The organism is Streptomyces ortus (genome assembly GCF_026341275.1).
GTDB classification, from domain to species: Bacteria; Actinomycetota; Actinomycetes; order Streptomycetales; family Streptomycetaceae; genus Streptomyces; species Streptomyces ortus.
In genome coordinates this window covers 2,599,524-2,624,747 of record NZ_JAIFZO010000002.1, presented here as the reverse complement: position 1 = coordinate 2,624,747, position 25,224 = coordinate 2,599,524, and the positions used below count along the sequence as shown (strand labels likewise).

Sequence of the window (25,224 nt, the reverse complement as noted above, 5' to 3'; positions counted from 1 at the left end):
ACCGCCTCACAGGCCGAACGGCAGCAGGTCCAGCCCCCTAAGGCGCGCGGGGAACTGCGCAATCGGTCCGGGCCCACCGGGCCGCCCCTCAAGGGGCGCGGGGAACTGCGCGGCCGGCACCCACCGCCTCGCAGGTCGGATGGCAGCCGGGCCAGCTCCCTCAGGGGCGCGGGGAACTGCGCAGTCGGGTGGGGGTCGGCGGGGCTGGAGGGCTATCTCGGGGTGGGGGACGGGACCAGGGCCCAGACCGTTTTGCCGTGGCGGCCCCGGCTCCAGACCCCCCACGCCGTCGTCAGGCTCTCCACCAGCCGCAACCCCCGCCCCGACTCCTCCTCGTACTCCCCGACCGACCGCACCCGCGGCTGCACCGCGCTCTCGTCGGACACCTCTATGAGGCACGACCCGTCCGCGAGCGTCGTCACCGCCACCTCGAACTCCCGCTCAAGCAGCGGCGCATGCCGCACCGCGTTCGTCGCCAGCTCGGACACCAGCAGCACCACGTCCTCGAACGCCTGCTCCCCCGAACTGTGCCCCCAGTTCGACAGATGGTCCCGCACCCGGCGCCGCGCGAGCCCGACGGACGCCGGATGCCGGGGCAACCGGAAGGAGTTGCGTCTCAACACGTTTGCCCCTCACCCCGCGCACGCTTCCGTCACACCATGTTGCGTGGTGCGAGCCCGATGCGTCACTCGCGCAATTGCAACCCTGCATGAACGCGACAGCCTGCCGACGGGCCGATCCCGCCCCGGCTCCACAACCGGAACACCCCCCTGCCGTCCGGCGGATACCCGGGCGAGGCCGCCACCCCCGCGTCCGCACTGCTCAGCCCGTGATGCGCCCCCCGCCGCGGCCCACCGGCGGGCCCCCGCCCACGACGGTTCACCGGACCATGTGAAGGTTCCCGGCGGTTCGGCCACGCCCGGCGCCCCGCCGACTGTCCAAAATCAGCTGGTCGGCGCCCCGCCCCGGGCGTCCCGCGTCAGGCCTGCTTGGAAGCCAGTTCCACGACCGTGATGTCGGACGGCGCGCCCACCCGCGTCGGCGGCCCCCACGCGCCGGCGCCCCGCGACACGTACAACTGCGTGTCCCCGTAGCGCTCCAGACCGGCGAGGGTCGGATTGGCGAGGTCCGCGATGAAGTTGCCGGGCCACAACTGCCCGCCGTGGGTGTGCCCGGAGAGCTGGAGGTCCACCCCGTGGTCCACCGCGTCATGGATCTGTACGGGCTGGTGGGCGAGCAGGACACACGTCCGGGCGCGGTCCCGGTCACCGAGGGCCTTCGCGAAGTCGGGGCCCTGCCCCTCGTCCTCCCCGGCCACGTCGTTGACCCCGGCGAGATCGAAGTGGGCCAGCTCGGTCCGGGCGTTCTCCAGCGGGTTCAGCCCCAGTTCACGTACCCGCGCGACCCACTCCTCGGCCCCGGAGAAGTACTCGTGGTTCCCGGTGACGAAGAACGAACCGTGCCGTGCCCGCAGTTGCGCGAGCGGCGCGGCGGCGGGGCCGAGGTCCTTCACACTGCCGTCGACGAGGTCGCCCACGACCGCGATCAGGTCGGGCTGCGTCGAGTTGATCGTGTCGACGACCTTCTGGGCGAAGCCGCGCCCCAGCACCGGCCCGAGGTGGATGTCGCTGACGACGGCGATCCGGTACCCGTGGGCGGCCCTCGGGAGCTTGGCCAGCGGCACGGTGACCCGCTTGACCTTGGGCCCGCTCAGGACGCCGTAGGTCCCGTACCCGACGGTCCCCACGGCGGCGGACGCCGCGACCCCACCCACGACACGCGAGATGAGAAGCCGACGCGAGGGCCCGGCGGACGCGGGCGCGGGCACAGACGCAGGCGCGGGCGCAGGCGTGGACGCCGATGCAGATGCGTCCGAGGCCCGCTCGGCCTCCCCGGGCTGCGCCTCCCCGGCCGCCGACGCCCCCGCCGGGACATGCGCGGCCTCGCGCACCTCCGCCGGTTCGGTCACCGGCTCGGTCACCGGTTCTGGCGCGGACGCCGTACGCCGGTCCAGCGCCCTCCGCAGCAGCGGCCGTACCGCCTCGCCGACCAGCAGCGCCAGCAGGAGGTAGATCGACAGCGCCATCCACAGGAAGCCGGGCCAGGCCAGCACCTGCTGCAGCCAGAACGGCGCGCCCGTCCGCTCGGACGTGATCGCCGCGAACATCAGCAGCGGCCCGCCCACCAGCACGGCCGTGCCCACGCGCCGGGACACTCCGGGCCGCGCCGTCGTGTCACGCACCAGCCGACGCCACAGGTACCAGTGCAGGCCCCCGAACACGGCCAGGACCAGAACCCCGATCACGACGAACACGATGACCACGCGACGACTCTCCCGTTATGACGTATACGACGCATATGACGTTGTGCGTTACGGCGATACAGCGCTACGGCGTCCGGGCGTCACGGCGACTGCGTCCGACGCAACGCCCGGACACCGCGCAACCCGATGCCTCCGACAACCGTCCCCAAGACAAAGGAGACAACGGCGAGCGTCAGGTGCACCCAGAAGTACCCGGTCGGATCGCCCGCGTCGTCGAAGGCGAGCCCGCTGCCGTCCTTCCAGAGATTTTTGATGAAAGTGATCCAGATGACCCAGCTCCACACTCCGAAGGCGAGCAGGAACCAGGAGAGGGGACGGCTGAGCTTCATGGGTTCAGTATCGCCGTCCGCGAACGGAACCGGCGCCCGGGGTGGGTCCGGCCACGGCGCACGGCACGGTGGCGCGAAAGCTCCTGCCGGAAAGGGCCTCGGCGAGGAGGCCCCTACGACTTCCCTCGCCACGCCCTGTACGTTCTCGACCGTGCCCGCCATGAAAAAGACCGCCAAGCCCTCCTTGCTGGTCACTTCCGCCACCCTGTTGTCGTTCTCGCTCGCGCTCGCGGCGACCGCCACCGCGCCGGCCGCCGCAGCCGCGGCCGGCCGCGCGGCGGACAAGCCGAAGCCGTCCCCGTCGGCCAGTCCCTCGGCCACACCGCCGGCGGACATGTCGACCGTGGGCGGCGCCCTGCTCGCGCGGCCCGGGACCCAGGCGAACCTCGGCGCCGGCGCGCCGGTCCTCCCGAAGGATCTGAGCGCCCGCTCCTGGATCGTCGCGGACGCCGAGTCCGGCGATGTGCTGGCCTCGCACAACGCGCACTGGCGGCTGCCTCCGGCGAGCACCCTGAAGATGCTGTTCGCCGACACCGTGCTGCCGAAGTTCCCCAAGAAGCAGAAGCACAAGGTCGTCCCGTCCGACCTGGCGGGCATCGGCTCGGGCTCCAGCATGGTGGGCATAAAGGAGGACGAGACGTACACGGTCCACGACCTGTGGCTCGGCGTCTTCCTTCGCTCCGGCAACGACGCCGTGCACGTCCTGTCCGCGATGAACGGGGGCGTGGACAAGACCGTCAAGGACATGAACGCGCGCGCCGAGGAACTCCAGGCGCTCGACACGACCGTGGTCAGCCCGGACGGCTACGACGAGAAGCACCAGGTGTCGTCGGCGTACGACCTGACGCTGTTCGCCCGCTCCGGCCTGCAGAACGAGGACTTCCGGGAGTACTGCTCGACGGTCCGCGCGAAATTCCCCGGCGAGACGAAGAAGAACAAGAAGGGGAAGACCACCCGCGGGTCCTTCGAGATCCAGAACACCAACCGGCTGCTGACCGGCGACTACGGCCTCGACGCCTACCAGGGCATCGCGGGTGTGAAGAACGGCAACACCACCAACGCGGGTGCGACCTTCACCGGGGTCGCCGAGCGGGACGGCCGGGTGCTGCTCGTCACCGTCATGAACCCGGAGAAGCAGGAGCACGACGAGGTCTACAAGGAGACCGCCAAGCTCCTCGACTGGGGCTTCAAGGCCTCGGGCAAGGTCTCCCCGGTGGGCCAGCTGGTGCCGCCGAAGAGCGCGGACACGGGTGCGCAGCCGGGCGCCAACGCCTCCGGTGAGGCGGGCGGTTCGGGTGACGGCGCGGGCAAGCCGAAGACGGCGTCCGCCGCGTCGAAGACGGACGGTTCGGGCGGTGTCGGCATCGCTCTGGCGATCACCGGCGGCGTCCTCGCCCTGCTCGCCGCCGGTGTCTTCCTGATCAACCGCCGCTGGCCGCTGCCGGAGCTGATGCGTCGCCGCCGCTGAGGTGCGCGGAGCCGTCCATTCCGGTCGGCTCCGCCGTCTCCTTGTGTTCCGTCGCCGTCCAGGACGCACAGAAGAGCAGCAGCTTGGACGTGAAGTTGATCCACAGCAGCAGCGCGACGGGCACCCCGAACGCCCCGTACATGCTCTTCGCCGCGACTCCCTGGATATAGCCGCTGAGCAGCAGTTTCAGCAGCTCGAACCCGGCGGCGCCGATCAGTGCGGCGACGACGAGGCGGCGCCGCTCGGGCTGGACGCCGGGGAGCAGCGTCAGGAGGTACAGGAGCAGCAGGAAGGCGGCGAGGACGGCCACGGCGAACGCGGCCACCCGCAGCAGCACTCCGCCCCAGCCGCCCTCGTCGACGCCGAGCTGCCGGGTGGTCCAGCCCACCGCCGACGAGGCGAGGGTGGACGCGGCGAGCGTGACGAGCGCGGCGCCGCCGAGACCGACGAGTACTCCGCCGTCCACGAGCTTGCGCAGGATCGGGTTCTCCTCCTCGTCCGGCAGTTCCCAGACGGCCCGCAGGCACTCGCGCATCGAGCCGACCCAGCCGATGCCGGTGAACAGCAGCAGGGCGCCCGCGATGAGTCCGACGGTGCCGGCGTTGTCGACGAGGGCGCCGATGTCGAGTTGTTCGGCGATGCCGGGGATCTGCTCGGCGATCTTGTCCTCAAGTGTCTTCACCCCCTTCTCGTCGAGGGCCGCGGCGGCGATCGCGGCGGCCACGGTGATCAGCGGGAAGAGCGCGAGGAAGCTGATGAAAGTCATCGCCGCGGCGAGCCGCGTCCACTTCACCCGGTCCAGCCGTTCGTACGAGCGCCAGGCGTGCGTGAGCATCAGCCGTGCGACCAACGGGCCCACTACGGGGAGCTTTTTCAGCCAGTCCATGATCCGACTCTGCCCTCGCCTCGGAAAACCAATGTCCTCGTACCCCAAAAGCGCAGGACCGTAGCGAGCGCCATGCCGATTCCCGCGCCCGACACGGTGTCCGCGCGCGGGGAGGTGAACCCGAGGCCGTAGTGGCTGACGAGGATGCACAGCAGCTGCACCAGGGCTCCCGCGATGTTCACCCCGAAGAAGATCCCGTACTGGAGCAGGCTCGTGGACGTGTGCCGGTACGTACCCAGCGCGTTGCCCGCGTACGCGACCGAGCAGCCCGCCACGAAGGACAGGGCCTTGGCGGTCAGCGGGTCGAGCCCGGCCGGGCCGCGCAGCCAGAGGAAGAGGGCGAGGTCGGCGGCGTACGCGAGGAGGCCCGCGGCGGCGAAGCCGAGCAGTTCCCGGCGTCCCGGCCGGCGGGTGTGCGGCGTGGCCGCCCGGCGCACGCCTCCCGTTTCCGCGCTCTGCGCCCCGCTCACCAGTTGGCCACCGCCAGCCCGTACATGGCGAGCCACGCCACGCCGATGAGGGCGAGTGCGCGGTCGCGCAGGACCACGTCCTCCGGTTCGCCCGCGGTGCCCCGGTCGGCGAAGACCGCGTACCGCAGGACGGCGAGGATGAAGGCGACCATCGACAGCTGTCGCCAGGGCAGCACGCTGGTGTGCGGGAGGCCGCCCTCCTCCAGGGCCCACAGGCAGTAGCCGAGGACGGCGACGGAGGCGGCGAGCTGCCAGACGAAGCGCAGGTAGCCGACGGTGTACTCGGTGAGCAACGCGCGCGTGGCGCCCGCTTTCCCGGCCATCTGGACCGCTTCGGAGTAGCGCTTGGCGGACACCATGAACAGCGCGCCGAAGCCGGTGGTGATGAGGAACCAGCGCGACAGCGGGATGCCGAGCGCGAGGCCGCCGATCATGGCCCGCATCAGGAACCCGGTGGTCACCACCACGAGGTCGACGACCAGGACGTGCTTGAGGCTGACGCAGTACGCGAACTGCATCCCCAGGTAGGCGGTGAGCAGCGCGGAGGTGAGCGGCGAGCACACGAAGGCGGCCACGGTCGGCGCGACGACGGCGAGGACGATCCCCGCGGAGTAGGCGACCGGGACGGGCACCACCCCGGCGGCGACCGGCCGGTGGCGCTTGACCGGGTGGGCGCGGTCGGCGTCGGCGTCGCGGGCGTCGTTGACCAGGTAGACGCTCGCCGCGCAGGCCGTGAACAGCACGAAGACGAGGGCGACCTGGACGAGTGCGTGGCGTGAGAAGAGTTCGCCCGCGGCGGCCGGGGCGGCGACGACGAGGACGTTCTTGACCCACTGTTTGGGCCGGGCGGTCCTGATGAGCCCCTTCAGGAGGCCGCTTCTCGCCGACGCGGGCGGCTTCCCCCGTGCCGCCTCCGCGGTGACCGGGCTCCCCGTGTTCTTCGAACTCCCCAGCAGGACCGTGTCAGCCATGGTCCCGGCCTCCTGTCATCCAGCGGGCGCCCAGCCGGGCCGTCACCGCGCCGAGGGCGGCGCCCGCGGCGACGTCCGAGGGGTAGTGGACGCCGACGACCACCCGGGACACGCACATCGCGGCGGCCAGCGCGGGCACCACACGGGCGCCGAGCGCGCCGAAGGCCACGGCGGCGGCCACCGCGGACGTGGCGTGCGAGCTGGGGAAGGAGTGCCGGCCCGCGGTGCGGACCAACGGTTCGACATGGCCGGGGCGCGGACGGCGTACGAGCCGTTTCACGCCCATGCTGGCGAGGTGCGCGCCCGCGGTCAGGGCCGTGCCGCGCAGCCAGGCGCCGCGCCGCTCCCGGTCCGCGGCGGCTCCCGCGAGGCCCGCCGCGAGCCACAGCGCGCCGTGCTCGCCGGCCAGGGACAGGGTCCGCGCGGCGGCGGCGACTCGGGGGCCGGTGCCGCGTGCGTGGAGGGCCGTGAGGATCCGGTGGTCCAGGTCAGGGCGCTCGTCGTGGTGGTCCATGGGGGCCCACTGTTCACGTCGACACCGCTCCAGCTCCGGCAATATTGAGCGACATCCCATTAATCACCCATTTCGGGGAGGTAAGCGGAGGAAAGGGATGTTAGGTAACCAAAGGTGCGCTCCGCTCGATACGGTCGCTGACATGTCTACCGACACGGTTTCCGTCACGGGGTGGGGCCGCACCGCTCCCACCGCAGCCCGCCTGGTGCGCCCCCGCTCGTACGACGAGGCCGTGGCGGCCGTCCGGGACTGCGGGGCCCGCGGCGGCATCGCACGGGGCCTGGGACGGGCGTACGGGGACGCCGCACAGAACGCGGGCGGGGCCGTGTTCGACATGACGGGGCTCGACGACATCCACGCGATCGACGTGGACGGCGGGACCGTGCTGTGCGGGGCCGGGGTCTCCCTGCACCGCCTCATGGAGGTACTGCTGCCGCTGGGCTGGTTCGTGCCGGTGACCCCGGGGACCCGCTATGTCACGGTCGGCGGGGCGATCGGCGCGGACATCCACGGCAAGAACCACCATGTGTCCGGCTCGTTCGCCCGCCACGTCCTGTCCTTCGAACTGCTCACCGCCGACGGCCGGATCCGCATGGTGGACCGGGGTACGCCGCTGTTCGACGCCACGGCGGGCGGGATGGGCCTGACCGGCGTCATCCTGACGGCCACCGTACGGCTGCAGCCCGTCGAGACGTCGCTGATGTCCGTCGACACGGAACGCGCCACGGACCTGGACGACCTGATGGCCCGCCTGACGGCCACCGACCACCGCTACCGCTACTCGGTCGCCTGGATCGACCTGCTGGCCCGCGGGGCGTCCATGGGCCGCTCGGTGCTGACCCGGGGCGATCACGCCCCCCTGGAGGCGCTGGACGGCCGCACGCGCGCGCTTAGGGCCCCGTTGGAGTTCCGTCCGGGGCGGCTGCCCGGCGCGCCCTCCTTCGTCCCGGAGGGCCTGCTCGGCCGTACGACGGTCGGCCTCTTCAACGAGCTCTGGTACAGGAAGGCACCCCGCGCGCGGGTGGGCGAACTCCAGCGGATGTCCACCTTCTTCCACCCCCTCGACGGGGTGCCGCACTGGAACCGCGTCTACGGGCGGGGTGGTTTCGTGCAGTACCAGTTCGCCGTCGGCTACGGGCAGGAGGAGACCCTGCGCCGGATCGTGCACCGCATCTCGCAGCGCCGCTGCCCCTCCTTCCTCGCCGTCCTGAAGCGGTTCGGCGAGGGCGACCCGGGGTGGCTGTCCTTCCCGATGCCCGGCTGGACCCTCGCCCTCGACATCCCCGCGAACCTGCCGGGGCTCGGCGGCTTCCTCGACGAACTGGACGCGGAGGTCGCCGCGGCCGACGGCCGGGTCTACCTCGCCAAGGACTCCCGACTGCGGCCCGAGCTGCTCACCGCGATGTATCCGCGGCTCGCCGAGTTCCGGGCGCTGCGCGAGGAGCTGGACCCGCGGTCCGTCTTCACCTCCGACCTGTCCCGGCGCCTCGGACTCTGACGCCGGCCACCTGCCCTGTCGGCCCTCTTTCCTGTCGGCCCTCTCCCCGGTCGGCCCTCTCCCCATAGGAGTTCGGTTCCATGAAGGACGCCTTCGGCATCCCCCAGTCCCTCCTCGTCCTCGGCGGCACGTCCGAGATCGGGCTCGCCACCGCACGGCGGCTGATCACCCGCCGCACCCGCACGGTGTGGCTGGCGGGCCGTCCCTCGCCCGGCCTGGAGTCGGCCGCCGCCGGACTGCGCGAACTGGGCGCGGACGTCCGTACCGTCGACTTCGACGCGCTCGACCCCGACGCCCACGAGGCGGCCCTCGGCAAGGTCTTCGCCGAGGGGGACATCGACATGGTCCTGCTCGCGTTCGGCGTCCTCGGCGACCAGTCGCACGACGAGAACGAGCCCGGCGCCGCGGTACGGGTCGCGCAGACCAACTACACGGGCGCCGTGTCGGCGGGGCTGGTGTGCGCACGGGCGCTCCAGACGCAGGGCCACGGCTCCCTGGTGGTGCTCTCCTCGGTGGCGGGCGAGCGGGCCCGCCGCGCCAACTTCATCTACGGCTCCAGCAAGGCCGGCCTCGACGCGTTCACCCAGGGCCTGGGCGACGCGCTGTACGGCACGGGCGTCCACGTGATGGTCGTACGCCCCGGCTTCGTCCGCTCCAGGATGACGGAGGGCCTGGCGGAGGCCCCGCTGGCGACGACCCCCGAGGCGGTCGCCACGGCCATCGAGACGGGCCTGCGCCGCCGCTCGGAGACGGTGTGGGTGCCGGGGGCGCTGCGGGTGGTCATGTCGGCGCTGCGGCACGTCCCGCGGGGTGTGTTCCGCCGCCTGCCGCTCTAGGTCCTGTCGGCTTGGGCAGCCGTGCCGGTGGGGGTGCCCGGGTCAGCAGGCCGGGAGCGGGCCCCGGTGGACGTGCGTCGCCTGCGGGGGTACGACCGCGCCGCCGAAGACGTAGTCGCGCAGCCTGCGCCACACGCCGTCGGGCCCCTGCTCGTAGAGCGCGAAGCCGGTGCACGGCCAGTGCGCCTCGTACTCCGCCAGTTCCTCGAAGGCACGGTCCATCGCCTCGTCGTCGATGCCGTGCGCCACCGTCACATGCGGGTGGTACGGGAACTGCAGCTCGCGCGCCACGGGTCCGGAGGCGTCCCGGACCTGCTTCTGCAGCCAGGTGCAGGCCTCGGCGCCCTCGACCACCTGCACGAACACGACCGGGGACAGCGGACGGAACGTGCCCGTGCCGCTCAGCCGCATCGAGAAGGGCCGGCCGGCCGCCGCGACCTCCATGAGATGCGTCTCGATCGCGGGCAGCGCCGACCGGTCGACCTCGGTCGGCGGCAGCAGTGTGACGTGGGTGGGAATGCCGGAAGCCGCGGGGTCGCCGAAGCCCGCGCGCCGCTCCTGGAGCAGGCTGCCGTGAGGCTCCGGGACCGCGATCGACACACCGATCGTTACGGTCCCCACGTCGTCTCCTGTCGTTGTGCCGGTGTTCTGTTCCACCGTGTCTTCGTTCCGGTCGGGCGAGGGCCGCCGCCGGTTCGGCTATCGACTGTACGGCGGTGCGGGCCCGTTCCGGATGTCGTGCCGGTGTTGTCCTGGTCTCGTCCCGGCGATCAGTGCTTGGCGGGCAGGAAACCCACCCTGTCGTACGCCTGGGCCAGCGTCTCCGCCGCGACCGCGCGAGCCTTCTCCGCACCCTTGGCCAGGATCGAGTCGAGCGTCTCCGGGTCGTCCAGATACTGCTGGGTGCGCTCCCGGAAGGGCGTCACGAAGTCGACCATGACCTCCGCCAGGTCCGTCTTCAGCGCACCGTAGCCCTTGCCGGCGTACTTCTGCTCCAGTTCCGCGATACCGGTGCCGGTGAGGGTGGAGTAGATGCCCAGCAGATTGCTGATGCCCGGCTTCTCCACGGGGTCGAACCTGATCACCGTGTCCGTGTCGGTGACCGCGCTCTTCACCTTCTTCGCGGTGGCCTTCGGCTCGTCGAGGAGGTTGATGAGACCCTTCGGCGTCGACGCCGACTTGCTCATCTTGATCGCCGGGTCCTGAAGATCGAAGATCTTCGCCGTCTCCTTGAGGATGTACGGCTTCGGAACGGTGAACGTCTGCCCCAGGCGGCTGTTGAACCGCTCGGCGAGGTCGCGCGTCAGCTCGATGTGCTGGCGCTGGTCCTCGCCCACGGGGACCTCGTTGGCCTGGTACAGCAGGATGTCCGCGACCTGCAGGATCGGGTACGTGAAGAGGCCGACGGAGGCGCGGTCGGCGCCCTGCCTGGCGGACTTGTCCTTGAACTGGGTCATGCGGGAGGCCTCGCCGAAACCGGTGAGGCAGTTCATGATCCACGCGAGCTGGGCGTGCTCGGGGACATGGCTCTGGACGAACAGGGTGCAGCGCTCGGGGTCGAGCCCGGCGGCGAGCAGCTGGGCGGCGGCGAGCCGGGTGTTCGCGCGCAGGTCCGCGGGGTCCTGCGGAAGGGTGATCGCATGCAGGTCCACGACCATGTAGAAGGCGTCGTGGGACTCCTGCAGGGCCACCCACTGGCGGACGGCGCCGAGGTAGTTGCCGAGGTGGAACGAGCCTGCGGTGGGCTGGATTCCGGAGAGCACACGGGGACGGTCGAGAGCCATGCTCATCATTCTCTCAGGTGTCGGGGGCCGCTCCGGAACTGGTCGGAAACAGGTGGGATCCGATCCGTCCCCGACGGTGTAACAAAAGGGTGGGACGGGGCGAGGGTGCGGTCGCCGATGAGACGAGGAACACAGTGCGGAGCAGGGGTACAGGGGTCACCGTGATCGCCTCGGCGGCCGTGGCCGTCGGGTCCGCCGTGGCCGCCGCGTTCACCGTGGTCGTCGGGTGTGCCTTTGTCGTCGGGTTCGGGGCGGTGCCGGCGCACGCGGCGGGGCCGGGCGGCCCCGGAGGCGACTCGCCGGATCTCGCGGTCGTCGTGGCGGGGGACGGTACGGGGCGGACCACGAGCGTGCGCTCCGGCGAGCCGGACTTCGCACGACTCCGGCAGCTGCTGCGGCCGACGGCCACCGGCACGGAGAAGGTCCCGCAGGACTGGATCGAGGGCCGCCACCCCGCCGTGCGGGCCACGGTCACCTGGGGGACGACCGGAGTGGGCGGCTGGCCGGAGACGGACCGGGCGCCCGGGGGCGACATCTTCATGGGGCGCCAGGACCAGGTGTTCCTGGCCGGGGACGGCACGCCCTGGATCAGGTCCGACCCGGCCCCCGACGTGGACGACGACGACCTCCGCTGGCACCGGGCGTCCCGGACGGTCTACGACCAGGTGGAGCGTACGGCGTTGTTCGGGTCCGGACCCGTCGTGGGCGGCGGGCCCGGAACCGGGGACCGGGCGTGGTGGGCGCAGCCGGGGCTCGCGCGGGGCCTGGCGGCGGGACTCGTCCTCGGCTGCGGCGGCACGGTGCTGATACGCCGAGCGGCGGCCCGGCGCGAGCCCGGGCCGCCGCGGGAGCCACGACAGGAGCTGATCGACCTGTGAGACGGACGGCCGGGTGGCCGGGTGGCCGGGGAACTCAGCCGAGGTCGATCTCCGGGTACAGCGGGAAACCGGTCAGGAGGTCGGTCGCGCGGTGCGAGATCTCGTCCGCGACCTTCGCGTCGAGGATGTGCTGGGCCTTGGAGGGGGCGCCCTTCTTGGTGGTGCCCGCTTCCGTGGTGGTGAGGACGCGGTCGATGAGGCCCGCGATCTCGTCCATCTCGGCGGCCCCCAGACCCCGGGTGGTCAGCGCGGGCGTACCGATCCGGATGCCCGAGGTGTACCAGGCGCCGTTCGGGTCGGCGGGGATCGCGTTGCGGTTGGTGACGATGCCCGAGTCGAGCAGGGCCGACTCGGCCTGGCGGCCGGTGAGACCGTAGGAGGAAGCCACGTCGATGAGGTTGAGGTGGTTGTCCGTGCCGCCGGTGACCAGCGTGGCACCGCGCCGCATCAGGCCCTCGGCGAGGGCGCGGGCGTTGTCGACGACGGCCTGGGCGTAGTCGCGGAACTCGGGACGGCGCGCCTCGGCGAGGGCGACCGCCTTGGCGGCCATGACGTGCGGGAGCGGGCCGCCCAGGACCATCGGGCAGCCGCGGTCGACCTGGTCGGCGAGCGACGAGTCGCACAGCACCATTCCGCCGCGCGGGCCACGCAGCGACTTGTGGGTGGTCGTGGTGACGATCTGGGCGTGCGGGACCGGGTCGAAGTCCCCGGTGAGGACCTTGCCGGCGACGAGTCCCGCGAAGTGGGCCATGTCGACCATGAGCGTGGCGCCGACCTCGTCGGCGATCTCGCGCATGATCCGGAAGTTCACGAGCCGGGGGTACGCGGAGTAGCCGGCGACGATGATCATCGGCTTGAACTCGCGGGCGGTGACGCGCAGCGCCTCGTAGTCGATGAGGCCGGTGGTGGGGTCGGTGCCGTAGGAACGCTGGTCGAACATCTTGCCGGAGATGTTCGGGCGGAAGCCGTGAGTGAGGTGGCCGCCGGCGTCCAGGGACATGCCGAGCATGCGCTGGTTACCGAAGGCCCGGCGCAGCTCGGCCCAGTCGGCCTCGGAGAGGTCGTTGACGTTGCGGACGCCGGCCTTCTCCAGGGCGGGGACCTCGACACGCTGACCGAGTACGGCCCAGAAGGCGACGAGGTTGGCGTCGATGCCGGAGTGCGGCTGGGCGTAGGCGTGCTCGGCGCCGAAGAGCTCGCGGGCGTGCTCGGCGGCGAGGGCCTCGACGGTGTCCACGTTGCGGCAGCCCGCGTAGAAGCGGCGGCCGACGGTGCCTTCCGCGTACTTGTCGCTGAACCAGTTGCCCATCGCGAGGAGGGTGGCCGGGGAGGCGTAGTTCTCGGAGGCGATCAGCTTGAGCATCTCGCGCTGGTCGGCGACCTCCTGCCCGATGGCGTCGGCGATCCGGGGTTCGACGGCGCGGATCACTTCGAGGGCGCTGCGGAAGGCGGTGGACTCGGTGGAGAGGGGTGCGCGGGATTCTGACATGACGGCCTCCGGACGTGGCGTTCGGCGTTCACGGTTCGGCCCAGGCGCACGGCACACGGTTCCCGGGCCGCTCCCCGATGGTCGATCCCATCCCAGCGCGCCAGTCACGGCCCGTGGATCAGCGTACCGAAAGCGCTCCGGAGGGAGATCTCGCCGTCCACCATGTGACCCACGGCAGGGGCGGCCGGGCCGGGCCGCCCCTGCCGTGGGTCACAGGATCACGTGCGGCAGGAAGCGCGCGTACTCGTCCGTCACCAGCCCGGACGATTCGCGGATGCCGAGGCCGGCCGGCTCGTCCCCGACGACCCAGGCGCCGAGGACGACCCGGTTGCCGTCGAAGGACGGCAGGGGTGCCAGCTCCTGGTAGCAGCAGGCCTCCTCCCGGACGGCGAGGGGGACGGGGACGGGACCAGGCGCCGGTTCGTGGACGGTGACGCCGGCGCCCTCGCGGCCGAGGAGGGGCTTGGCCACGTATCCGGTGGTGGTGGCCAGTTCGCGGGGGCCGTCGAGGTAGGCCGGGAGGAGGTTCGGGTGGTCGGGGTACAGCTCCCAGAGGATGGCGAGGAGGGCCTTGTTGCTGAGCAGCATCTTCCAGGCGGGCTCGATCCACATCGTCGTACCCGTGCCGCCGCCGTTGTCGAGGGTGTCCAGGACGTGCGCGGCGAAGCGGTCGGTGGTGAGCCATTCCCAGGGGTAGAGCTTGAAGCAGCTGCGGATGAAGCGGAGCCGCTTGTCGACGAAACGTCCGGAGAGGCGGTCCCAGCCGATCTCCTCCATCGCGATCCAGGCGGTGTCGAGCCCGGCCTGTTCCGCGGTCTCCTTCAGGTAGCCGACCGTCATGAGGTCCTCGCCGAGTTCGTCGGCGGCGGAGTGCGCGAAGTAGAGGGGGCTGCCCGGCGGGAGGAGGGGGGCCTGCTTCCGCCAGGCCTCGACCAGCCGTTCGTGGAGGGAGTTCCACTGGTCGGCGCCGGGGAAACGTTCCTCCATCCAGAACCACTGGGGGCTCGCGGCCTCGACGAGCGAGGTCGGGGTGTCGGCGTTGTACTCCAGGAGCTTCGCCGGGCCCGTGCCGTCGTAGCGGAGGTCGAAACGCCCGTACAGAGAGGGCAGTTCGGCGCGGCGGCGCCAGGCCTCGGCGACCGTCTCCGCCACCCGCGGGTCGGTGATCCCGAGGTCGGCGAGGCGGTTCCCGGTGACGATGTACTCGGCGGCGGCCAGGCACATCGTGTGGAGTTCCCCGACGACCTCCTCCAGGGCCTCGACCTCGGGCAGGGAGAAGACGTAGTGGGCGGACTCGTCCCAGTAGGGGCGCAGGGAGTCGTCGGGGTAGCGGGTGAGGGGGTAGATGAGGCCCTGGTCCTCGACTGTCCGCTGCCAGCCGGGGCGGGGTTGCATGGTTCGGCGTTCCACAGTGGTGTGTCCGTAGTCCGTCAGCGCGTCGGTGCGTCGGTGCGTCAGCGTTCGATACGTCAGTACATCGGGCCGTCAGTACATCGGGCCGTCAGTACAACGGCCCGTCGGTACGTCGGTCCGTCAGGGCGGTCCGTCAGGGCGGTCCGTCAGGGCGGTCCGCGTCGCGGTCAGCCGCCGCCGCTGCCGGAGTCCGAGCAGCCGAAGCCGCCCCGGTCGACGGCCTCGCTGCGGCTGAAGGTGCCGTCCTCGGCACGGCCGCCAGAGACGTCGGCGTCGTAGTACCAGGCGGCGTCGGTCCCGCCGCTCCTGCCGGTGCCGCCCGTCCCGCGCTTCTTGCCCGCCGACGAGGAGCCGGACGCGCAGTTCTTGTCGGCGACGACCTTGTAGCCGCCCGTGTAGTCGTAGCTGTCGCGGTCCACACAGCGGCGGTCGGGATCGGACCCGCAGGAGGTGAGGGCCGTCGCCAGGACGCCCATGCCACCGAGTACGACCGTGCTGGACCGAAGTCTTCTGCGCTGCTCTGCCATGTCTCTCCCCCGTCCGGCCCGTCCGGCGGGCCCGTCAGTCACAGCGTAAAGATCACGTGCCCTGCTTGTACAAGCGGCTACCCCAACTCTCGCTCCCCTAAAGTCACTTTGTGCTCTTTGGAATGCTGTGGGCACTAGGGGGTGTGTTTCGGGACGGCGACGGTGCTGCAGGCGGTCGCCGCGCGGGCGGCCGGGCCGGGCACCGGGACCGCTGCCGCGGCTTCCCGTGTGGACGCCGCTCTGTTCCTGCGGGCCGTCCGTCAGTGGCGGTATGGAGTGACGAGGGGACGGGGTGACGGGGTGACGGGGGGACGGCGGAACCGAGGGGTCCGGCCGGTCTAGGGCAGCGCCGCGCACAGTGTTTCCAGTGCTCCCGGCCAGCCGCTGTCCGACGGGGTTCCGTAGCCGACCACCAGGGCGTCCGTCGGGGGGAGCGTGGCCGCCGGGTGGCGGTAACGGGTCAGGCCGTGGGCGGCCAGGCCGTGCCAGGCCGCCGCGCGGACCACCGACTGCTCGGTGCCGGGCGGGAGCCGCAGCACGGCGTGGAAGCCGGCCGCGATACCGGTGGCCGTGACCGACGGGGCGCGGGCCGCCAGGGCCGTCACGAGCTGGTCGCGGCGGCGCCGGTAACGGAGGCGGGAGGCACGCACATGACGGTCGTACGCGCCCGAGGTGATGAACTCCGCCAGGGTCAGCTGGTCCAGGACCCCGCACGACCAGTCCGCGCCGCCCTTCGCCGCCATGACCTCGGGCGCCACGTCCGGCGGCAGGACCAGCCAGCCGAGGCGCAGGCCGGGCGCGAGCGCCTTGCTGGCGGTGCCGAAGTACACCACGCGGTCCGGGTCGAGGCCCTGGAGCGCGCCCACGGGCTGGCGGTCGTAACGGAACTCGCCGTCGTAGTCGTCCTCCAGGATCAGCCCGCCCGTACGCCGCGCCCAGTCGACGACGGCGGCTCGGCGCTCGGGGCGCAGCGGCACGCCCATGGGGAACTGGTGGGCGGGCGTGAGCAGCACCCCGCCCAGGGTGCCGCCGCCGGCGCGTGCACCGCTCCCACGCCCGCGTTCGGCCAGGTCGTCCGTCCGCGTGCCCAGTTCGTCGAACGGCAGCGGCACCGATTCCAGCCCCGCTCGCTCGATCAGGTCCCAGTGCACGTCGAGGCCGTACGACTCCACCGCGAGCGTCCGCGCGCCCCGCCGCCGCAGCACCTCCCCGAGCAGGATCAGCCCGTGGACGAAACCCGAGCAGATGAGGATGTGCTCGGGGTCGGCGCGTACGCCACGGGCTCGGGCGAGGTAGCCGGCGAGGGCGGTGCGCAGTTCGACACGGCCGCGCGGATCCCCGTAGCCGAGGGCGTCGTTCGGTGCCGCGGTGAGGGCCCGGCGGTAGGCCTTGAGCCACTCCCCGCGCGGGAAGGAGGCGAGGTCAGGGGTGCCGGGGACCAGGTCGTACGCGGGCCCCCGGGGTGACCGGGGCCTGCGCGTCGGCGAGGCCGGGACCGGTACGTCCCGCTGCGCCACCCGCGTGCCCGAGCCCTGGCGTGCGGTGAGCCAGCCCTCGGCGACGAGGTCCGCGTACGCGTCGGCGACCGTGTTGCGGGCGATGCCGAGGTCGGCGGCGAGGGAGCGGGAGGACGGCAGCCGGACGCCCGGTGCGAGCCGTCCGCCGCGCACCGCCTCCCGCAGCGCGTCCGTGAGGCCTCTGCGCAGGCCGGAGCCGGTACGCGCCACGTCGACATGCAGATCCACTCCGAAAGTGGCCCAAGATCCAGCCATGGAAATGGACCATACTCGTGGGCTGGTTCGCTCGTAGGGTCGACAGCATGACGACGACGGAGAACGACACCGCGAAGGACACCTCGTACGCCTCCGAGGACACCCCCCGACTGCAGTGGGCGAAGTTCGCCCCCGAGGTCTACAAGGCGATGGTCCGGCTGGACGCGGCGGCGCGGCGGGGTGTCGACCCTGTGCTGCTGGAGCTGGTGAAGATCCGCACCTCGCAGCTGAACCACTGTGCGTTCTGCCTCGACATGCATACGAAGGACGCGTTCGCGGCGGGTGAGAGCGTCGAGCGGATCGTGCAGCTCAACGCGTGGGAGGAGTCGCGGCACTTCTACACGGAGAAGGAGTTGGCGGCGCTCGCGCTGACCGAGGCCGTGACGGTGCTGACGGACGGCTTCGTCCCGGACGAGGTGTTCGAGACCGCCGCGCGGCACTTCGACGAGGCCGAACTGTCCCAGTTGCTCGCCTCGATCACGGTGATCAACGCGTGGAATCGGTTCGGCGTGAGCTGTCGCCTTGTGCCGGGGCACTATACGGCGGGGCAGCACGCGTGACGGTGGGGTCGGTGGGGGTGTGATCGGCTGGGGCGCGGGGGCTTTTGCGCAGTTCCCCGCGCCCCTGGGTGGGGTGGAGTTCGGGTCGGGAGGAGGTGTTACTGGGGTAGCCATTTCCTCCATGTTTGCTCATGCGAGCTCATCCACCTCTTTGCCGCTTCCTCCGGGGAGAGTTTTTGGTCCGCTATCAGGAGGGAGACCTCGTTCTGGTCCTCCGTTGTCCACTTGAACTTCTTCAGGAACGCGGCGGCCCTGCCGCCGGACTTCGCGAAGTCCGCGTTGAGGTACTTGCGGAGCGGCGTGTGCGGGTACGCGCAGGCGACCGCCTCCGGATCCGCGTCGCAGCCCTCCTCGTACGCGGGCAGCTTCACCTCCGTCATCGGCACCTTCTCGAAGAGCCACTGCGGCGAGTACCAGTACGTGAGAAACGGCTTCTTCTCCTTGGCGAACTGCCGCATCTGCGTGATCTGCGCCGCCTCCGAACCGGCGAACACCACCTGGAAGTCGAGGTCCAGGTTCTTCACCAGCGCCTTGTCGTTCGTGACGTAGGACGGTGAGCCGTCGAGCAACTGCCCCTTGCCGCCGCTCTCGGCGGTGCGCAACCGGTCCGCGTACTTGTTCAGGTTCTTCCAGTTCGTCACGTCGGGGTGCTGCTTCGCGAAGTACGTCGGTACGAACCAGCCGATGTGCCCGGTGACCCCGAGACCGCCGCCGTCGACGATGGTCTTCTTGTCCTCGACGTACCGCTGTTGCTGCTCGGGGTGCCCCCAGTCCTCCAGGATCGCGTCGACCCTGCCCTGGCTGAGCGCGTCCCACGCGGGCACCTCGTCGACCTGGACGGTGTCGACGCGATAGCCCAGTTCGTGCTCCAGCACGTACTGCGCGACGGCCACGTTGGCCTGCGCCCCGACCCAGGACTGCGTGGAGAGGGTCACGGTCCTCGCACCCTGCGCGTTGGCGAAGGGCGAGGACTGCTTGGTCATGTCGGCGGCTCCGCAGCCGGTCGACAGCACCAGCAAGGAGCAGCCGATCGCGAGCGCGCCCCTTGTCCGTGTCACACGCGTACGCATCTCAGGCTCCCTTCTTCGTACGGCCACGCGTCGGTTGCGTGACCCGGTCGAGCATCAGGCCGAGGCAGACGATCGCCGCGCCGGCCACGAGCCCCGTGGCCAGGTCGCCCTGGGCGAGGCCGAACACGACGTCGTAACCGAGCGCTCCACCGCCGACCAGACCGCCGATGATGACGACGGCGAGGACGAGGACGACGCCCTGGTTCACGGCGAGCAGCAGCGCGGGGCGGGCCAGCGGCAGCTGCACCTGGCGCAGTTGCTGCCAGCCGGTCGCGCCCATGGAACGCGAGGACTCCATGGCCGCCGGGTCCACGTGGCGCAGCCCCTGCGTGGTGATGCGGACGACGGCGGGCAGCGCGTAGACGACCGCGGCGGCGACCGCGGGGGCCCGGCCGACGCCGAAGAGCGCCACGACGGGTATGAGGTAGACGAACTGCGGCATCGTCTGGAAGACGTCCAGGACGGGGCGCAGGAGGCGTTCGCAGCGCTCGCTCCTGGCCGCCGCGACGGCGGTCCCGAAGCCGAGGACGAGGGTGACCGCGACCGCCGCGAGGACCTGCGACAGCGTGTCGAGGGACGGCTGCCACACGCCGAGCACCCCGATCGCGGCCATCGCGAGGACGGCGGTCAGCGCGGTGCGCCAGGTGCCGATCAGCCAGGCGAGCGCGGCGACGGTCAGCAGGACCGCCCACCAGGGCAGCCACTGCAGGCCGTCGCGGACCGGGTTCAGGACGCCGGTGGTGAAGTGCGCCGCCCAGTCGGCGGTGCCGCCGACGTAGGGGACGCCGGAGTAGAGGTGGTCCGTCATCCAGTCGACCGCGCGGTTCACCGGTTCGGCGATGTGCACGATCCAGGTCTCGGGCCAGTCGAGCCGGCCGGCCAGACGTGCGGCGACCGCGACGGCCAGTGCGGTGACGGCGGCCAGGACCCAGCCGGGCCAACCCTTCCAGCCGGTCCAACGGGAGCCGCCCCCTTCGCGCCCCTCCCCCGCCGAGCCCGCCGAGCCCGCCGCCGCCGTCACCCGGTCCAGGACGATCGCGAGCAGCACGATCGGGATGCCCGCGGCGAGCGCGGCGCCCACGTCGACCGAGGCCAGTGCCTGGTAGACGCGGTCACCGAGGCCGCCCGCGCCGATGACAGACGCGATGACGGCCATCGACAGGGCCATCATGATGGTCTGGTTGAGGCCCAGCAGGAGTTCCTTGCGGGCGAGCGGCAGCCGGGCCGTGAACAGCCGCTGCCGCGCGGTGGTACCCAGGGACTCGACGGCCTCCATCACCCCGGCGTCGGCGCCGCGCAGCCCCAGCGCGGTGAGGCGGGCCATGGGCGGGGCCGCGTACACGACGGTGGCGAGCACCGCGGCCGGGACACCGATGCCGAAGACGAGGACGACCGGCAGGAGGTAGGCGAAGGCCGGGAGCACCTGCATGGTGTCGAGGACGGGTCGCAGTGCGCGGTACGTACGGTCGGAGAGCCCGGCGGCGAGGCCGAGCAGCGCGCCCAGGGCGACGGACACGAGGACCGCGATCACCATGAGCGCGAGGGTCTGCATGGTGGGCACCCACATACCGAGCAGCCCGCAGGTCAGGACCGCGGCGGCCGTGCCGAGCGCGAGCCGCGTCCCGGCCACCCGCCAGGCGACCAGGGCCGCCGCCGCTGTGACGCCCGCCCAGCCCGCGGCCAGCAGGACGAGGTAGACGGCGCGGACGGACAGGACGACCGCGTTCGACACGTGTCCGAAGAAGTGGAGGAACAGCGGGTGGCTGTCGCGGTTGTCGATGATCCAGGTGCTGGCCCGGCCGAGGGGTTCGGTGAGGTCGACCGTGAGGGCGGCCGGCCAACTGCCGCTCGCCCAGCGGGCGTCGGCCAGCGGGACGAGGACGGCCGCGACGACGGCGAGCAGGACGAGCTTGCCGACGGCCGGGCGCCTGAGGAAGCCGAGGAGGCCGGGCAGGCCCGTACGGGAAGCGGGAGCGGTGGCAGTGGCCATCAGGCCACCCCCTCGCGAGCCGACCCTGCGGACTCCGCGGACCCTGCGGACTCCGCGGACTCGGCGGACCCGGCGGACCCTGTAGGCCCCGCAGACCCGGCCGATCCCGCGGACCGGGTGGTCGTCCCCGCCACCACCTCCAGCAGCGCGTCCGAGTCCACCACTCCGAGGCAGCGTCCCTGGTCCACCACGCGGGCGGTCTGTCCCGAGCGCGCGACCGCCTCGATGGCCTGCGAGACCGTGGCCTCCGGCGACAGCGCCGGACCCTCCCCGGCCTCCTGCGCCGACGCGGCCCGCATGGCCCTGCGGACCGTCATGACCTGCTCGCGCGGCACGTCCCGGACGAACTCGCGTACATAGTCGTCGGCGGGCGAGCCCACGATCTCCTCGGGCGTGCCCAGCTGGACGATGCGGCCGTCGCGCATGAGGGCGATCCGGTCGCCCAGGCGCAGCGCCTCGTTCAGGTCGTGCGTGATGAACACCATCGTGCGGCCCTCCTCGCCGTGCAACCGGATCACCTCCTCCTGCATGTCTCGCCTGATCATCGGATCGAGAGCACTGAACGGTTCATCGAAGAGCAGGACCTCGGGATCCACCGCCAGCGCCCGCGCGAGTCCCACCCGCTGCTGCTGGCCGCCCGAGAGCTGGCCGGGCCTGCGCTGCTCCATGCCTTCGAGGCCGACCTTCGCGACGACCTCCCGCGCCTTCGCCCGCCGCTCACGCTTCGGCACGCCCTGGACCTCAAGGCCGTACGCGACGTTGTCGAGCACGGAACGGTGCGGCAGCAGGCCGAAGTGCTGGAAGACCATCGCGGCACGGTGGCGGCGCAGTTCGCGCAGCCGTGCCCGGTCCATCGCGCGCACGTCCTCGCCGTCGATGGCGATCGTGCCGGCGGTCGGCTCGATGAGCCGGGTCAGACAGCGTACGAGGGTGGACTTGCCCGAGCCGGACAGGCCCATGACGACGAAGACCTCGCCCTTGCGCACATCGAAGCTCACGTCCCGGACGGCGGCCGTACAGCCGGTACGGGACCGGAGTTCGGCGGCGGAGAGGGCGGCGAGCCCGGGGTCGGCGGGGACACGGTCGGCCTTGGGGCCGAAGACCTTCCACAGGCCGTCGACGGAGAAGACGGGTTCGGCGTTCTCCGCGCCCGTGCTCTCGGCGGCGGCCTCCTGAACGGGGATCGTCGTACTCATCACGCACCGCCTCCCAGCAGGTCCACGCACTTCTCGCCGACCATGAGCACCCCGATCATCGGGTTCACGGCGGGCATGGTCGGAAAGACGGACGCGTCGGCGATCCTGAGGCCGTCGAGGCCGCGGACCCGCAACTCGGGGTCCACGACGGCGAGCCGGTCGTCCGCCGCGCCCATCCGGCAGGTGCCCGCCGGGTGGTACACCGTGTGGGCGACCTTGCGCGCGTACTCGCTCAACTCCTCGTCGCCGGTGACGTCAGGGCCGGGGCACACCTCACGCGTGAGCCAGTGCGCCAGCGGCTCGGCCTCGGCGATCTCGCGGGCGATCCGGATGCCGTCGACGAGCGTGCGGCCGTCGTAGTCGTCCTCGTCCGTGAAGTAGCGGAAGTCGAGGGCGGGCTTCTCGGCCGGGTCGGCGCTGGTCAGATACAGGCGGCCACGGCTGCGCGGCTTGGGGATGTTCGGGGTCATCGAGACGCCGTGCTCGGGGCGTTCGTACCCGAGGCGCTCCGGATTGTCCGTGAACGGGATCTGGTAGAAGTGGAACATCAGGTCGGGGCCCTCCCGTTCGGGGTCCCGCCGTACGAACAGACCCGCGTCGGAGTCCATCGCGGAGTTCTCCGGGATCGGCCCGTCCGTCTCCCAGACGATGACCGACTCGGGGTGGTCGAGCAGGTTCTCGCCGACACCCGGCAGGTCGTGGACCACGGGGATGCCGAGCGCTTCGAGGTCCTCGCGCGGCCCGACACCGGAGTGCAGCAGCAGCCGGGGCGAGTCGACGGCGCCGGCGCACAGCAGGACCTCGCGACGGGCCCGTACGAGGAGTTCACCGCCGTCCTTCGTCGTCACGTGGACCCCGCGGGCCCGGGTGCCGTCCAGTTCCAGCCTGTGCGCCCAGGTCTCCAGGTACAGGTGGAGGTTGGGCCGCTCGTCCATGACGGGGTGCAGGTACGCGACGGACGCGCTGGAGCGCTTGTTGGTCTCCGGGTGGTACGCGAGGTCGAAGAAACCGACGCCCTCGGTGAACGGCTTCTTGTTGAAGCCCTCCACGCGCGGCACGCCGAGCGCGGCCTGCGCCGCGTCCACGAAGTCGCGGGCGATGGCGTTCCGGTCCTTCTCGTCGACCGGGACGATGTTGTTGCGCAGACGCGGGAAGTACGCCTCCATGGGGACCGAACCCCAGCCCTCGGCGCCCGCCGCCTCCCACTCGTCCCAGTCGGACGGCAGCGGCTTGAACGCGATGAGGGTGTTGTGCGAGGAGCAGCCGCCGAGGACCCGGGCGCGGCTGTGCCGGATGTGCGAGTTGCCGCGCGGCTGCTCGGTCGTCGGGTAGTCGTAGTCGAGCTCCCCGCCGAGCAGGCCCATCCAGCGGCGCAGGGTCAGGACGTCGTCACGGTCCACGTCGCTGGGGCCGCCCTCGATGACGGCGACGGTGACGTCGGGGTTCTCGGTGAGGCGAGAGGCGATGACGGACCCCGCGGTACCGCCGCCGATGACGACGTAGTCGTACGTGTGCTCGGGCTCGGGCTCGTTTTCGGGCATGCCAGGGCGCTCCAGGTGCCTTGTGCGGTGGGATGAGGTGAGGTGAGGTGACCGGCGTACGGGCCGGTGATCGGCGTAACGGCCGGTGGCCGCCGATGACCGGCGGGCGGGCCGGTGAGGGGGTGGCGGGCGTCAGCCCGCGAACCAGCGGACCGGCTTCGGCGCGAGGTTCTGGTACACGTGCTTCGTCTCGCGGTACTCGGCGAGCCCCGCGGGACCCAGCTCACGGCCGACGCCGCTCTTGCCGAAGCCGCCCCACTCCGCCTGCGGGAGGTAGGGGTGGAAGTCGTTGATCCAGACGGTGCCGTGCCGCAGCCGCCCCGCCACCCGCCGGGCGCGCCCCGCGTCGGCGGTCCAGACGCCGCCCGCCAGCCCGTACTCCGTGTCGTTGGCGAGCGCGACGGCCTCGTCCTCCGTACGGAAGGTCTCGACCGTCAGGACAGGCCCGAAGACCTCTTCCCGTACGACGCGCATCTCGCGGTGGCACTGGTCGAGGACGGTCGGCTCGTAGAAGTAGCCGGTGGCGGGCAGCCGGTCGGACGGATCGGGGCGGGCGCCGCCGGTCCGCAGTACCGCGCCCTCCGCCAGGGCCGCGGCCACGTACCCCTCGGTCTTCTCGCGCTGTTCGGCGGAGACGAGCGGGCCGCACTCGACGCCCTCCTCGGTGCCGCGCCCGAGCCGGATCAGCTCGGCCCGGCGCACCAGTTCGGCGACGAAGCGGTCGCGGACCGACTCCTCGATGATCAGCCGGGAGCCCGCCGAGCAGACCTGGCCGCTGTGGATGAACGCGGCGTTGAGCGCCTGGTCGACGGCGGTGTCGAAACCCTCCTCGGTGGCGCAGGAGTCGGCGAAGACGACGTTGGGGTTCTTGCCGCCGAGTTCGAGGGCGACCTTCTTCACGGTGAGGGCGGCGGCCTGCGCCACCTTCGTACCGCTGGCGAGCCCGCCGGTGAAGGAGACGAGGTCGACGCCGGGATGCTCGGCGAGCCGGGCGCCGACGCTGTGCCCGGGGCCGGTCACGAGGTTGGCCACTCCGGCGGGCAGCCCGGCCTCGACCAGCAGCTCGATGAGGGCGACGGTGGTCAGCGGGGTGATCTCGCTGGGCTTGAGGACGAAGGTGTTCCCGGCGGCGAGGGCCGGGGCCACCTTCCAGCTGGCCTGCAGCAGCGGGTAGTTCCAGGGCGTGATCATCGCGCAGACGCCGAGGGGCTCGTGCACGACGACGCTGTGGATGTCGTCCGAACCGGCGTCGACGACCCGCCCGCCGCCCTCTCCCACGACGAGATCGGCGAAGTACCGGAAGGCGTCGGCGACGCAGTCGATGTCGACCCGCCCCTCCTCCAGCGTCTTGCCCGCGTCCCGGCTCTCCAGGAGCCCGAGCTTCTCGCGGTCGCGGACGAGGAGGTCGGCGACGCGGCGCAGCAGGGCGGCCCGCTCGGTGACGGGTGTGCGGGGCCACTCCCCGTGGTCGAAGGCGCGCCGGGCGGCCTCGACGGCGGCGTCCGCGTCCGGCACCCCGCCCTCGGCGACCTCGGCGAACGGCTTCGCGTCCGCCGGGTCGAGGATGTCCCGTACGGCTCCCGAGGCGGCCCCGCGCCACTCGCCGTCCACATGAATCGTCTGCTGCGCCTGGTGTCCCGACATGATCCGGTGCTGCCTTCCGTTCCTGTTCCGTGCCCGTCCCGTTCGGGGCCGGGCAGCACCTGCCC

At 71.8% G+C, this 25,224-nt stretch carries 23 protein-coding genes and 1 riboswitch; of the genes, 5 read left to right on the top strand and 18 right to left on the bottom strand.

Translation table 11 applies throughout. The features are described 5' to 3' along the window. Positions 1–212: 212 nt before the first annotated feature. The 3 genes from K3769_RS14800 to K3769_RS14790 all read right to left on the bottom strand — a co-directional run bounded on the left by K3769_RS14800 (position 213) and on the right by K3769_RS14790 (position 2,652). The gene (locus K3769_RS14800; RefSeq protein ID WP_267026896.1) at positions 213–623 is read right to left on the bottom strand and encodes an ATP-binding protein; all 411 of its coding nucleotides are present in this window, start codon (positions 621–623) and stop codon (positions 213–215) included. Between the two features lie 356 nt (positions 624–979). After that, positions 980–2,323: a metallophosphoesterase gene (locus K3769_RS14795; RefSeq protein ID WP_267026895.1), complete on the bottom strand. Its 1,344-nt coding sequence runs from the start codon at positions 2,321–2,323 to the stop codon at positions 980–982. Between the two features lie 80 nt (positions 2,324–2,403). Next, entirely contained in the window at positions 2,404–2,652 is a 249-nt protein-coding gene (locus K3769_RS14790) for an SCO4848 family membrane protein (protein ID WP_267026894.1), read from the bottom strand. A gap of 151 nt (positions 2,653–2,803) precedes the next feature. On the opposite strand from K3769_RS14790, the gene K3769_RS14785 reads away from it, so the two are divergent. Next, a complete protein-coding gene (locus K3769_RS14785; RefSeq protein WP_372514941.1) occupies positions 2,804–4,120 on the top strand; it encodes a D-alanyl-D-alanine carboxypeptidase family protein in 1,317 nt (438 codons plus the stop codon). Here the strand turns inward: K3769_RS14785 and K3769_RS14780 are convergent. Genes K3769_RS14780 through K3769_RS14765 form a run of 4 tightly spaced genes read right to left on the bottom strand, consistent with a single transcriptional unit; the run spans position 4,074 to position 6,961 of the window. Then, complete coding sequence (locus K3769_RS14780; protein ID WP_267026892.1) at positions 4,074–5,006, bottom strand: YihY/virulence factor BrkB family protein; 933 nt, start codon at positions 5,004–5,006, stop codon at positions 4,074–4,076. The two genes, K3769_RS14785 and K3769_RS14780, sit on opposite strands and share 47 nt — an antisense overlap. Next, a complete protein-coding gene (locus K3769_RS14775; RefSeq protein ID WP_267031378.1) occupies positions 4,994–5,443 on the bottom strand; it encodes a GtrA family protein in 450 nt (149 codons plus the stop codon). The genes K3769_RS14780 and K3769_RS14775 overlap by 13 nt, the downstream gene beginning before the upstream one ends. 29 nt (positions 5,444–5,472) lie before the next feature. Next, positions 5,473–6,447 (bottom strand): decaprenyl-phosphate phosphoribosyltransferase, encoded by a 975-nt coding sequence (locus K3769_RS14770; protein ID WP_267026891.1) that lies wholly within the window; start codon positions 6,445–6,447, stop codon positions 5,473–5,475. Beyond that, entirely contained in the window at positions 6,440–6,961 is a 522-nt protein-coding gene (locus tag K3769_RS14765; protein ID WP_267026890.1) for a phosphatase PAP2 family protein, read from the bottom strand. The genes K3769_RS14770 and K3769_RS14765 overlap by 8 nt, the downstream gene beginning before the upstream one ends. Before the next feature lie 142 nt (positions 6,962–7,103). Between K3769_RS14765 and dprE1 the strand changes: the two genes are divergently transcribed. Both dprE1 and dprE2 read left to right on the top strand, forming a co-directional pair. Further along, on the top strand, positions 7,104–8,459 hold the full coding sequence (dprE1, locus tag K3769_RS14760; RefSeq protein ID WP_267026889.1) for a decaprenylphosphoryl-beta-D-ribose oxidase: 1,356 nt from the start codon (positions 7,104–7,106) through the stop codon (positions 8,457–8,459). 80 nt (positions 8,460–8,539) lie between these two features. Further along, the gene (gene dprE2 / locus K3769_RS14755; RefSeq protein WP_267026888.1) at positions 8,540–9,295 is read left to right on the top strand and encodes a decaprenylphospho-beta-D-erythro-pentofuranosid-2-ulose 2-reductase; all 756 of its coding nucleotides are present in this window, start codon (positions 8,540–8,542) and stop codon (positions 9,293–9,295) included. A 42-nt stretch (positions 9,296–9,337) separates the two neighbouring features. Here the strand turns inward: dprE2 and K3769_RS14750 are convergent, their stop codons facing one another. Then, the gene (locus tag K3769_RS14750) at positions 9,338–9,916 is read right to left on the bottom strand and encodes a 2'-5' RNA ligase family protein (RefSeq protein ID WP_267026887.1); all 579 of its coding nucleotides are present in this window, start codon (positions 9,914–9,916) and stop codon (positions 9,338–9,340) included. A gap of 149 nt (positions 9,917–10,065) precedes the next feature. After that, entirely contained in the window at positions 10,066–11,079 is a 1,014-nt protein-coding gene (gene trpS / locus K3769_RS14745) for a tryptophan--tRNA ligase (protein ID WP_267026886.1), read from the bottom strand. 254 nt (positions 11,080–11,333) lie between these two features. Here trpS and K3769_RS14740 point away from each other — a divergent pair, with 254 nt between their 5' ends. Further along, positions 11,334–11,957, top strand: a complete 624-nt coding sequence (locus K3769_RS14740) for a hypothetical protein (protein ID WP_267031377.1) — start codon at positions 11,334–11,336, stop codon at positions 11,955–11,957. Positions 11,958–11,991: 34 nt separating this feature from the next. Here the strand turns inward: K3769_RS14740 and K3769_RS14735 are convergent, their stop codons facing one another. From K3769_RS14735 to pdxR, 4 genes are all read right to left on the bottom strand, one after another. After that, a complete protein-coding gene (locus K3769_RS14735; RefSeq protein ID WP_267026885.1) occupies positions 11,992–13,446 on the bottom strand; it encodes a glycine hydroxymethyltransferase in 1,455 nt (484 codons plus the stop codon). A gap of 31 nt (positions 13,447–13,477) precedes the next feature. Then, a riboswitch (ZMP/ZTP riboswitch) is annotated at positions 13,478–13,564 on the bottom strand. Between the two features lie 92 nt (positions 13,565–13,656). After that, the gene (locus K3769_RS14730; protein WP_267026884.1) at positions 13,657–14,856 is read right to left on the bottom strand and encodes a glutathionylspermidine synthase family protein; all 1,200 of its coding nucleotides are present in this window, start codon (positions 14,854–14,856) and stop codon (positions 13,657–13,659) included. A 170-nt stretch (positions 14,857–15,026) separates the two neighbouring features. Beyond that, positions 15,027–15,386 (bottom strand): hypothetical protein, encoded by a 360-nt coding sequence (locus tag K3769_RS14725; RefSeq protein WP_267026883.1) that lies wholly within the window; start codon positions 15,384–15,386, stop codon positions 15,027–15,029. A gap of 338 nt (positions 15,387–15,724) precedes the next feature. After that, positions 15,725–17,158, bottom strand: a complete 1,434-nt coding sequence (gene pdxR / locus K3769_RS14720; RefSeq protein WP_267026882.1) for a MocR-like pyridoxine biosynthesis transcription factor PdxR — start codon at positions 17,156–17,158, stop codon at positions 15,725–15,727. Between the two features lie 47 nt (positions 17,159–17,205). Between pdxR and K3769_RS14715 the strand changes: the two genes are divergently transcribed. Continuing rightward, a complete protein-coding gene (locus K3769_RS14715; RefSeq protein WP_267026881.1) occupies positions 17,206–17,718 on the top strand; it encodes a carboxymuconolactone decarboxylase family protein in 513 nt (170 codons plus the stop codon). 98 nt (positions 17,719–17,816) lie between these two features. On the opposite strand, the gene K3769_RS14710 is transcribed toward K3769_RS14715, so the two are convergent. From K3769_RS14710 to K3769_RS14690, 5 genes are all read right to left on the bottom strand, one after another. Next, positions 17,817–18,788 carry an ABC transporter substrate-binding protein gene (locus K3769_RS14710; RefSeq protein WP_267026880.1) on the bottom strand — a complete coding sequence of 324 codons (972 nt, stop codon included), beginning with the start codon at positions 18,786–18,788 and terminating at the stop codon, positions 17,817–17,819. 1 nt (position 18,789) lies between these two features. Next, positions 18,790–20,778 (bottom strand): ABC transporter permease, encoded by a 1,989-nt coding sequence (locus tag K3769_RS14705; RefSeq protein WP_267026879.1) that lies wholly within the window; start codon positions 20,776–20,778, stop codon positions 18,790–18,792. After that, positions 20,778–21,974 (bottom strand): quaternary amine ABC transporter ATP-binding protein, encoded by a 1,197-nt coding sequence (locus K3769_RS14700; protein WP_267026878.1) that lies wholly within the window; start codon positions 21,972–21,974, stop codon positions 20,778–20,780. The genes K3769_RS14705 and K3769_RS14700 overlap by 1 nt, the downstream gene beginning before the upstream one ends. Beyond that, positions 21,974–23,515, bottom strand: a complete 1,542-nt coding sequence (locus tag K3769_RS14695; RefSeq protein ID WP_267026877.1) for a GMC family oxidoreductase — start codon at positions 23,513–23,515, stop codon at positions 21,974–21,976. Before K3769_RS14695 ends, K3769_RS14700 begins: the two co-directional genes overlap by 1 nt. A 132-nt stretch (positions 23,516–23,647) precedes the next feature. Beyond that, positions 23,648–25,159 carry an aldehyde dehydrogenase family protein gene (locus tag K3769_RS14690; protein ID WP_267026876.1) on the bottom strand — a complete coding sequence of 504 codons (1,512 nt, stop codon included), beginning with the start codon at positions 25,157–25,159 and terminating at the stop codon, positions 23,648–23,650. Positions 25,160–25,224: the final 65 nt, after the last annotated feature.

Coding starts and splice junctions, on each gene's coding strand:
- dprE2 (WP_267026888.1), top strand. CDS start 8,540: ATGAAGGACGCCTTCGGCATCCCCCAGTCCCTCCTCGTCCTCGGCGGC.
- K3769_RS14705 (WP_267026879.1), bottom strand. CDS start 20,778: ATGGCCACTGCCACCGCTCCCGCTTCCCGTACGGGCCTGCCCGGCCTC.
- K3769_RS14710 (WP_267026880.1), bottom strand. CDS start 18,788: ATGCGTACGCGTGTGACACGGACAAGGGGCGCGCTCGCGATCGGCTGC.
- K3769_RS14790 (WP_267026894.1), bottom strand. CDS start 2,652: ATGAAGCTCAGCCGTCCCCTCTCCTGGTTCCTGCTCGCCTTCGGAGTG.
- K3769_RS14765 (WP_267026890.1), bottom strand. CDS start 6,961: ATGGACCACCACGACGAGCGCCCTGACCTGGACCACCGGATCCTCACG.
- K3769_RS14690 (WP_267026876.1), bottom strand. CDS start 25,159: ATGTCGGGACACCAGGCGCAGCAGACGATTCATGTGGACGGCGAGTGG.
- K3769_RS14700 (WP_267026878.1), bottom strand. CDS start 21,974: ATGAGTACGACGATCCCCGTTCAGGAGGCCGCCGCCGAGAGCACGGGC.
- K3769_RS14715 (WP_267026881.1), top strand. CDS start 17,206: ATGACGACGACGGAGAACGACACCGCGAAGGACACCTCGTACGCCTCC.
- K3769_RS14770 (WP_267026891.1), bottom strand. CDS start 6,447: ATGGCTGACACGGTCCTGCTGGGGAGTTCGAAGAACACGGGGAGCCCG.
- trpS (WP_267026886.1), bottom strand. CDS start 11,079: ATGGCTCTCGACCGTCCCCGTGTGCTCTCCGGAATCCAGCCCACCGCA.
- K3769_RS14735 (WP_267026885.1), bottom strand. CDS start 13,446: ATGTCAGAATCCCGCGCACCCCTCTCCACCGAGTCCACCGCCTTCCGC.
- K3769_RS14780 (WP_267026892.1), bottom strand. CDS start 5,006: ATGGACTGGCTGAAAAAGCTCCCCGTAGTGGGCCCGTTGGTCGCACGG.
- pdxR (WP_267026882.1), bottom strand. CDS start 17,158: ATGGCTGGATCTTGGGCCACTTTCGGAGTGGATCTGCATGTCGACGTG.
- dprE1 (WP_267026889.1), top strand. CDS start 7,104: ATGTCTACCGACACGGTTTCCGTCACGGGGTGGGGCCGCACCGCTCCC.
- K3769_RS14725 (WP_267026883.1), bottom strand. CDS start 15,386: ATGGCAGAGCAGCGCAGAAGACTTCGGTCCAGCACGGTCGTACTCGGT.
- K3769_RS14695 (WP_267026877.1), bottom strand. CDS start 23,515: ATGCCCGAAAACGAGCCCGAGCCCGAGCACACGTACGACTACGTCGTC.